Annotated in this window: 8 protein-coding genes and 2 pseudogenes; 5 read left to right on the plus strand and 5 right to left on the minus strand. The window is 67.9% G+C overall.

The window, feature by feature from the left end:
* Positions 1-174: 174 nt before the first annotated feature.
* Together ACGFMP_RS37050 and ACGFMP_RS37055 are read left to right on the plus strand one after the other, a co-directional pair.
* Positions 175-552, plus strand: coding sequence for a hypothetical protein (locus tag ACGFMP_RS37050; RefSeq protein WP_393678489.1), 378 nt, complete (start codon positions 175-177; stop codon positions 550-552).
* 436 nt (positions 553-988) lie between these two features.
* Complete coding sequence (locus ACGFMP_RS37055) at positions 989-2,866, plus strand: FG-GAP repeat domain-containing protein (RefSeq protein ID WP_393678503.1); 1,878 nt, start codon at positions 989-991, stop codon at positions 2,864-2,866.
* A gap of 852 nt (positions 2,867-3,718) precedes the next feature.
* On the opposite strand, the pseudogene ACGFMP_RS37060 reads toward ACGFMP_RS37055, so the two are convergent.
* Positions 3,719-4,114: pseudogene (locus tag ACGFMP_RS37060) on the minus strand (VanZ family protein); the annotation flags it as partial.
* A 117-nt stretch (positions 4,115-4,231) separates the two neighbouring features.
* A complete protein-coding gene (locus ACGFMP_RS37065) occupies positions 4,232-4,585 on the minus strand; it encodes a hypothetical protein (protein WP_393678491.1) in 354 nt (117 codons plus the stop codon).
* A 138-nt stretch (positions 4,586-4,723) separates the two neighbouring features.
* On the opposite strand from ACGFMP_RS37065, the pseudogene ACGFMP_RS37070 reads away from it, so the two are divergent.
* Positions 4,724-4,961 (plus strand): annotated as a pseudogene (locus tag ACGFMP_RS37070) (transposase); the annotation flags it as partial.
* Here the strand turns inward: ACGFMP_RS37070 and ACGFMP_RS37075 are convergent.
* Complete coding sequence (locus tag ACGFMP_RS37075; RefSeq protein WP_393678493.1) at positions 4,926-5,261, minus strand: hypothetical protein; 336 nt, start codon at positions 5,259-5,261, stop codon at positions 4,926-4,928. The pseudogene ACGFMP_RS37070 and the gene ACGFMP_RS37075 overlap by 36 nt on opposite strands.
* A gap of 423 nt (positions 5,262-5,684) precedes the next feature.
* Here ACGFMP_RS37075 and ACGFMP_RS37080 point away from each other — a divergent pair, with 423 nt between their 5' ends.
* The gene (locus tag ACGFMP_RS37080) at positions 5,685-6,263 is read left to right on the plus strand and encodes a DUF4253 domain-containing protein (protein ID WP_393678495.1); all 579 of its coding nucleotides are present in this window, start codon (positions 5,685-5,687) and stop codon (positions 6,261-6,263) included.
* 118 nt (positions 6,264-6,381) lie between these two features.
* Here ACGFMP_RS37080 and ACGFMP_RS37085 read toward each other — a convergent pair whose 3' ends face one another.
* Complete coding sequence (locus ACGFMP_RS37085) at positions 6,382-6,522, minus strand: hypothetical protein (RefSeq protein ID WP_393678497.1); 141 nt, start codon at positions 6,520-6,522, stop codon at positions 6,382-6,384.
* 252 nt (positions 6,523-6,774) lie between these two features.
* On the opposite strand from ACGFMP_RS37085, the gene ACGFMP_RS37090 reads away from it, so the two are divergent.
* A complete protein-coding gene (locus ACGFMP_RS37090) occupies positions 6,775-7,389 on the plus strand; it encodes a hypothetical protein (protein WP_393678499.1) in 615 nt (204 codons plus the stop codon).
* Positions 7,390-7,809: 420 nt separating this feature from the next.
* On the opposite strand, the gene ACGFMP_RS37095 is transcribed toward ACGFMP_RS37090, so the two are convergent.
* Positions 7,810-8,382: a hypothetical protein gene (locus ACGFMP_RS37095; protein ID WP_393678501.1), complete on the minus strand. Its 573-nt coding sequence runs from the start codon at positions 8,380-8,382 to the stop codon at positions 7,810-7,812.
* Between the last annotated feature and the right edge of the window lie 415 nt (positions 8,383-8,797).

Consider the following 8,797-nt stretch of genomic DNA (forward strand, 5'->3'; position numbering starts at 1 on the left):
AACCACAAGACCGCCCTGCCCGCCGAACTCACCGCATAGCGTCAAAGACAAGATCGCCGAGTGGCCGTCAATACACCACTCCAGCGGACGTGACCGTGCATTTCAGGGCTGGCCGCACCGGTTGTCCGACCTCGGGCCTACGGACGGGAGGGAGCACGAGAACAGGGGTGGGGCATGGGTTTTTCCGGGATGCTGGTCTTCTGCCGCAGCGAACGGCCACTGCCCGAGCTGTCGGTCCTCGGCGGGCTGCCGCAGGAAGTCCGCGACGAGATGGCCGAATACGGCGATTGGCAGCTGCGGCCGAGTGCGCGCATGCCACCGCCCGTAAGATCGCCGAGTTCGACTCACCGACGGGAAGAATCGCTCCAGATGCACGCGGTGCTCCTTCAGAAGAACCCCCGAACCTACCTCAGTGCCCGCCGTGTCGACCGGGGACGAGCAAGACTGGCCGGGCCGGTCTTTGCGACGCAGGTACGGGCACTGCTGACAGTGCCCGGTGAAGCCCTCCTGCACCCGCACCGATGCCCGGAAGATCTCCCTCTTGCCGCATGAGCTCTACGACATCCCGTCCGAGTCCCGGACCAACCAGCAGCCCCAGGAATGACTCGGTTATCGTGCGGGCCGCCGTCGAGGGCACGATCAACGAATTCGTCGACGGGCACGGGTACAGCCAGGTGCTCGGTCATCGGCTGCTCTTCGCCGAAGGCAGCCGGACGCTCTCCGTACGGGTGTCCGACCCATGCTTGGTGCTCCGGTGCGACGTGCAGTTTCTCGCGTAGCCGGCCGCATAGGACGCCGACGCGGTTGCGGCCCGGCCGCCGACCGGGTGTTACGCGGCGGTGACGGTTCCTGGACGGGTACAGGGTCATCGGGCTGACACACTCTCAGTTGTCGCAAGCCCGCAGGACCGGCCGGGGGGCCGGGCAACGGTGAACCTGCGGTCCAACCATCCATGTACGAATACCTGGGGGGATTCCTGTTGTCCGTCATGCCTTCGCAGCGCCGTACCGCGCTGCGCGCCGCCACCACCGCCGCACTGGCCGGCACGCTCCGGTTGCCGTCCGCCACCGCCTCCGCGGACACCGGGAGCACCACCGCTCCCGTCGCGGGCACCGCTGCCGGGGATTTCATGCGGAATCGTTTGGGCCGCGCTGTCGGCGTGCTTGTCACTGCGGCTGTCCTGACGGCCGGTCTCGCCGGGGTCTCACCTCCGGCGGGCGCGGCCGCACCGGCGCCCACTTTCGGAGCGACCGTCGATGTCGTGGCACCGGGAGGCCGGTGGGCCCCGTACGCGTACGACAACTCCGAGCAGGCCGAGGGGGACGTCGTCTACGCCTTCTCCGCCGTGCAGCTCACGGGTCCGCAGGCCGGTGCTGCAGGACTGCCCGAGGGCATCACGGTGGATTACACCGGCGATTGCACCCCGGTCGCCGGCTACCCGGCGGTCTTCACCTGCCCCGTCGCCCAGGGAGGGGTCAGGAGCAGCCCCTCCTTCGCTGTCGCCGCCGGCACTCCGGACCTGACGACGGCCTACTTCGGTTACGCCTACGTCCCCAGCGGCGGTGACCTGGCGGCCGGTGTACAGACCGCACTGGCGGCCGGCGCCCATCCCGCGGGGGACACGTACGGGACCGGCAAAGCGACCGTGTTCAGCAGCGAGCACGCTGCCACGAACACCGTCACCTTCGACACCCCCGACCTGCCGTCCGGCGGTTCCGTACGGCACACTCTGCACGTTCACGCCACCGACCCAGGTCACCTGATGCTGCACTTCTGGCAGTTGGACGGCCAGCCAAGGTGGCGCTACGCGGACGTCCTGCACTTCGAGGACCTGTCGACCAGCGCAGGTGTCATGTGCAACTCCAGCCAGATGATGATGGTCGTCGGTGGGGCCAATCTCGATTGCCGCATCCCTGCGGGCGAGCAGACCATCTCCTACACGCTGACGGCCCCGGCGGGCCTGTCCGGCTATCAGCTCGCGGCGCGCACCTCGTACGACGTCTACACCGGCAGCTACGGCTTCGGCCACGAGGTCGCCGCGCAGGCCCCGTTCGACCTCAAGGGCGACCCCCTACTCCTCGACCACCCTCTGCTCACCCGTGACAGCTCAGGAAAGCTGAGCATCTACAACCCCACGGGCGCCTACGCCCCGCCGGGCACCATCGGCGGCGGCTGGCAGACGTACAACGCACTGACCAAGCTGTCCCCGTTCAGCGAGAACCTGCAGTACTGGGACTCCGTACCGTCTGCCTCGCAGCTGAAGGGCCGCGGCGACCTCGTCGGCCGCGACAGCTCGGGAACGCTCTGGTACTACCACCGCCAGTTCGACTCCCGGGCGCCGCTGGCCAACCGCACCAAGGTCGGCGGCGGGTGGAACATCTACACCACGCTCACCGGCGGCGGAGACCTGAACCGCGACGGCAATGCGGACCTGCTCGCCCGCGACACGGCCGGTGTCCTGTGGTTCTACGCGGGAACAGGCAACCCCAAGGCGCCCTTCGCCCCCCGCACCCGGATCGGCGGCGGGTGGCAGATATACGGCAAGCTCGCCGGCTCCGCCGACCTGACCGGTGACGGCATCGCCGACCTCACCGCACGCGACAGCGCCGGAGTGCTGTGGCTCTACGCGGGCACGGGCAATGCCAAGGCACCGCTCAAGGCCAGGACCCGGATCTGCGCGGGCTGGTCCGGCTACAACCAGCTCTCCGTCGCCGGCGACGTCAACCGCGACGGCAAGGCGGACCTGGTGGCCCGCGACGCCGCGGGAGTGCTGTGGCTCTACGCCGGCACAGGCAAAGCCACAACGCCCTTCCTGAACCGTACGCGGATCGGCGGCGGGTGGCAGGTGTACAACCTGATCCTCTGATAGCACCGCAGACCGGGCACCCGCAGACAGCGATACGTCTGCGGGTGCCCGGTCCGTTGCACCGCGGCCTCAACTCCCGCGGGCGCGGGCCTCGTCGGTGACAGCGATCAGGCGCCCCAGGTCCTCTCCTTCCGCTGCCAGCTCGTACTCGATTCCGGCCCCTCCCGTTGCTACCTCGCGGGCCGTAAGAGTCGGGGAGGGAACGGATACATCGGGGAGGTGACGGCTGATGAGTTGTTCGATCCGGCCGGCGTGGTCGATCTCGATGTCCAGGCGCATCGGCATCAGGACGTTGTCCACCCGACGCCGCCAGCTGATCATCCATCCGATGTGGGGAACCGGGGTTGCGGTGGGGTGTACGCCCCGTAGCGCCCACGGGTCGTGGTCGCGTGCGTACGTCGTGGCGACGGCGATGGCCTCTGCGGGAGTCGACGCCCGGTGGAGAGCGCCAGGGACAAGGTAGCCGTGGTCTCCGCCCCGTGCTGCGATCTCCAGGCTGTACTCGGCGCTGGAGGCTTCCGGCCATGAGATCTGCATGCTGGAGTGAGGGCCGATTCCCGCGCTGAGGTTGCCAGTGCCGGGTCCTGTCGGCATGAAGGTGACAAATTCCGGGGTGTACTGGTTACCGAATGCGCGATGGAGTTCGGTTTGCAGTGCCTGCTTCTGTGCGGCGCTGGCAGTCCGGACCGGAGTTTCAGTGGTGATGGGCTGTAAGGTGATACTGGTGACCCAACCAGTGCCGAGGCACGCCGCAAAGACACTGATTCCTATCAGTGCGGGGCGCCGCCGGAACTTCCACGGCTCGGTATTACGGGTGTCGACCTTGACGAGGGCCCAGCCGGCAGCGGCACCGAAGAGCGCGCCGCAGGAGTTGGCGATCAGATCACTGGTGTCGCAGGCGCGGCCCAGATGTGGGAACGCGCCTTGCAGGGTCTCGACCGTTGCGGTCAGGGCGAGGCCGACGACTGCGGCGGGCAGGAAGCGGCGGGTGGCCAGAGTGCCCAGGACGCCAGTCGGGATGAACATGGCCAGGTTGAGCAAGCCTTGCTCGGTGCCGAAGGAGTCGCGCAGGTCGGCGTCGATGAAACATTCGGCCGGACCGCGTGATTCGCCCGTGCTCCAGAGGGTCAGAATCAGGACACCGGCGATCGAGGCCGCCCACGTGGCGGAGGCGATCGCACGGTACCCGGACTGAGACGAGGAACGGAAGGCCGCAACCCAGACCGTGACCGCGATCAGGATCGCCATCACGATGAACGAACCGTGACCGCGAAAGACTGCGTAGAGCACGAACCAACTCCCAGAAGTGCAACGGGGGGATGAGATTGCAGAAGCGGGCCACCCGAAGAGCGGCCCGCCATCATGTCAGCAGCCCGGCGCGGCGGGAGTGGTGAAGGTATCCGACCCGGAGACGATCTCACCGGTCGTCGGAAGACAGCTCGCGGTGGCGGTCCAGTCGTACTCCTGCTCCAGGGACGTGGAGAACGTCAGGGTGGTACTCACATGGGCGCTGCCATTGCGAACCCAGCCGAGCTTCCCCGTGATGGCCGATCCGGCCTTCTTGGTGTACGAGACGGCGACAAAGTCTCCGTGGTCGCTCTCGCTGAGCAGGAGGATCCCGTTGGAGAGGGTGGTGCAGACGTCCCAGTTGGTGATGTGCCCGCTGCAGGCGTGGCAGCACGATGCGGTTGGGCGGGCACGCGCGCAGGCCCGGTCCATGTTCGCCGGTCTGATGCCCGGCGCCACCGGCACCAACCTGGCCGACGAGGTCGCCGACAAAATCCTGACGGCGGCCGGGCTGCTGCCGCCCAGCTGACACCGGGGAAGGAAAGGGAAAGACAGGTGGGCGAGGGGTTGGTCGCGGCGTGGGCTGAGGCGAGCAATGTGGAGATTGCCTACACCCCCACGAACTCCTCGTGGCTGAACCGCATCGAAGCCCAGTTCACCGCCTTGCGCTACTTCACCCTTTACGGCACCGACCACGCCAGCCACAAGGAGCAAAGGCAGCATGATCCGCCGCTACATCATCTGGCGGAACAAGCACGCCAGGGACGAACGCCTACGCGAAATCGTCGCCAGAGCCAACGTCGCCTGAACCCAGCCACGCGACAACGGTCGCGACCGCCTCGGCGACCTCCGAGGTCACCACCCGATCATCGGCCTCGACCAAGAACGGCGGCTGACCGTCCGTGGCGGTATCGACCTGGACACGATCCACGGCCGACTCATCACCCAGGAAGTAGACGTTGTCGTCGTCACCGGCGTGCCTGGCCGCCAGGCGTTTGATGATCACCCCGGGCACAGCATGACGCACCTGCGTGAAGACTTGATCGACCGGCCCGCCGGTCAAATCACTCGACCCCCACAAACGGGTACGACTCGCCGCTTTCCCCATAACGCTGAGTATGGCAGTGCTCAGCCTCATGTTGCAGGGCGAACGTTGCTTGATGCGGCACTAGGTGGGGTAAGCACCCCGGTTCTTCGTCAGGTGCGGGCCGCGGGCTTGGCGAGGTGGGTGCCAAAGTGACCGTCGCGCACGTACTCCAAAACTCCGCCCGGTAGGTGCGGGTCGCGCTCCAGTCGACTGGCGAAGAGGCAGTATCTGCCCCGTGGGCTGTTGGCGGCGTTGAAGTCCGTGCCGCCATGGCAGGCCCCCGGAGAGGTTGAGCAGAGGTCTGATCAGTCCCCTGTTGCAGTCGACTCGCTGGATGCCCTACCGCTGGGATACGCGGCTTCCGGAGCGCGGCCGATGCCTGGTTGTCGCAGCCAGGTGCTAGCTTCCGGCGAAACACACTGAGCTGATCTGTGGGGGAGAGCTGTGGAGACGCGGACAGCGGATCGCATCCTGGCGGAGCAATGGCAGACCTATGTGACTGACGATGATTACGAGCCTGAGGACGTTGCTGAGGAAGTCGCCCCGTTCGGCTTCGAATGGCCTGGTCTGGCCGACGCCCCATCCGGCCCCTGGGCCGATGCCGACCAACTGGCGCTCAAGGTGCTGGCGGATGTGGCAGAGGGCCAACAACGGCAGAACGAGATGAGCAAATACGGCAAGGTGGAGTTCGCTCTTCGCCGCCCTTACCGCAGCGCGGAGGTACCCGCCCTGTTCGAAGAACGCCACATGACATTCGTATCCCCCTACGGGGCCGCGGACTTGTGCACCATCCTGGGCTCCTGGGAGGAGCGCTTCGGTACGCGTCTGGTGGGCTTCGCCGACGACCGCGTGATCGTCTCCGTGGCTGCACCGGTACGGACGATCGGCGAGGCGGAACGCATCGCCGCCGAGCACTTCGCCTTCTCACCCGACACCATCGTCCAGGACTACGACGGGATCTTGTCTGTCTACGCGGCGAACCAGGTACTGGGCTGCGAGGTCTGGTCCTTCTGGTGGGACTGAGCCCAGCGGCCCCTATTGCGAAAACTCGGGTCGGCAGACCGTGCCGGCTGCCCTCCTCGTGCACAGCGGGGCCTGGCTGTGGCCGGTGTCCGGCCGCTGACGTCGAGATTCCGCTGCTCTACGGTGTGGCGGCGCAGGCGTCGAGGTAGTCGGTCCAGCTGTCGTTGGCGAGTTGTGCCCGGGAGTGGGCTGTGCCCGCGGTGATGCCGCACAGGTCGCTGGCCACGATGGGCGGCAGATCGGCTACGGCCTCGATCATCGCGGTGTCCCACGCAGCCGAGGTCGGCAAATTGTGGGCACGCAGGAGCGCCTGGGCACCGCTGGCACTGTGTGGGCGCCCGGCAGGTCGGCTTCGGCGGCTCCCGGCCCGGCCGGCTCCCATCGGTTCTGGCCGTCCGGCAGGAATGTGCGCGTCCCGGCTGCGACACCCCGTGCGGCTCTGCGGCGGCTGCGCCGGTTGTCGGACCTCGGGCCTACCGTCGGGAGGAAGCACGAGAACAGGGGTGGGAGCATGGGTTTTTCCGGGATGCTGGTCTTCTGCCGCAACCAACGGCCGCTGGCCGAGGTGTCGGTCTTCGGCGGACTGCCGCAGGAAGTCCGCGACAGGATGGCCGAGCGCGGCGAGTGGTGGCTGCGGCCCGGTGGCTGGCGGACCGGGCAGGTCGGCGGCGACTGGCGGGATGAGACGATGCTGCGCGACCTCGCCGCGAGGTCGGGGGCACCGGCGTGCGTGGGGTTCGTGTATGACAGCGACGTCGTCTACGTCCGCGGGCTGAGCCCGAGCGGCCGGGAGTGGTCGGCGACGCTGAACCTGGAAGTCGCCGCCGAACTGCGAGTCGATCCCCCAGGCGACGTGGACGATCCGCTCGAGTGGTCCGCTTCGGCCGAGTGCGCGCAGGCCACCGCCCGCAAGATCGCCGAGTTCGACGCCGAGGTTCCGGACGCGGCACGCGAAGCACTCGCCTGGGCCGCCGAGGCAGGATGCGGCGCGGGCGTCGAGCTCACCGCAGTCGAGACGATGCTGCGCTCGAAACCAGAGGTCTTCGCAGAAGAGCTGTTCAGCGACATGATCGATGTCCTCGGCTTCCCCGCCGCAGAAGAGCCCCCCTCGGTACCGGCTTCCTGACCTGTGCCCCCGTGCATCGGCGGCGATCGAACGAACCTCATTCGCGGGCTCTGCCCCCTGCCGGCACAGACCAGCCAGCGCAGACCGACCGCACCCGGCCGCCCGGCCGCGTCCTCGCCCTGCGCGGCGGGGATCGCAGCCCCGTCAGGGCGGACCCGCCCGTCAGTTCGGACACCACCTCCCCTGCCGGGGCGCTGCGGCCCCCACAGCGGCAGGCGCAGCCTGCGACGCCGAAGCGGCCGATCTCCGTGCCCAGCGCGGCGCCAGCGGAACGCTCCTGCTCGCCCCGGCCGGTGATGCGATCAGCAGGCCGTCCAGCGCCCTGCCGACCCGTTCCCCATGGTCGTGGCCGTACTGCGGAACGGGCGCTGCGAGCGGCGTGAGCCCCACCTACCGGGCGGGGCTCACGTGCACGGGGGTTCAGCCGATGCCGGTGACGCTCAGTGCGGTGGCCCAGTTGTTCTTGATGGCGGTGCGTGCCGCGGACAAGGTGATGGTGCCCTTGCAGACGGCGTTCTTCAGCTTGGTCTCGACGCCGTCCTTGGTGGTGGCGGTCTTCGTACCGGAGTACGGCTCGGGCCACAGGTTGCCGGGGTCGCGGGGGGAGCCGCCGAGCTCGAGGGGGATCTGGTGGTCTTCCTCGTAGGAGGACAGGCTCTTGTCGGCGTAGCCGTAGTCGGCGATGCCCTGCGTCTTCAGCGCGTTGGTGTAGGACGTCGAGGGGCGGACGGTGGCGGTCCAGCCCGAGACGCAGATCGTGGAGCCGATCGTGGACTGGGTGACGGCCGGGTTGTACACACCGGGCGTGCAGTGCGGGTCGGGCAGCGGCAGGTACGAACGCGAGCAGGTGGCGGCGTCAGCCGAGCCTGTGGTGGCGACAATGAGGCCGGCGGCCGCCAACGTGGTGGCGGCGAGCGAGGCGGCGAGGCGGCGTGCATCAGCGGGTCTCCCGCAGGTGATGCCCGGGCGTGTCCGGGGCTGACGGTATGACACCACCTCCTGGATCTATGCGGGTAGATCGGTGCGGTGAACAACTGGTGTCCCACACCTATCGCAGCGCCGCAGTGGATTCCCGATCCGGATTTGAGCGGGACATGTCCGTGTGCTGGTGACGCCCCGTCTGACCAGCAGCGACTGAGCACTGTTCAATCGCCGCCAGCGAATGCCTGCTGAAACCTCCCGGAACCAGGCTCCGACACCGGAAACTCAGGCCAGATGGCGGCCCTCCGCCGTCAAAACAAACGACTACCCGGCTCAGAAGCTGTTGTCTTTCCGATGGTGCTCGCTGCGTTTCCGCTGGTCAGGTGTGATGCCGGTGGTTCGGCGGCAGGAGTGACGTGTCGTGTCGTCTCTTCGGTGGAGGTGCCGGGTGCCGTCGGTGATGGGGTTGTTGGAGGAGCGGGAGCGT

The organism is Streptomyces sp. NPDC049040 (genome assembly GCF_043197715.1).
Taxonomy (GTDB): Bacteria; Actinomycetota; Actinomycetes; order Streptomycetales; family Streptomycetaceae; genus Actinacidiphila.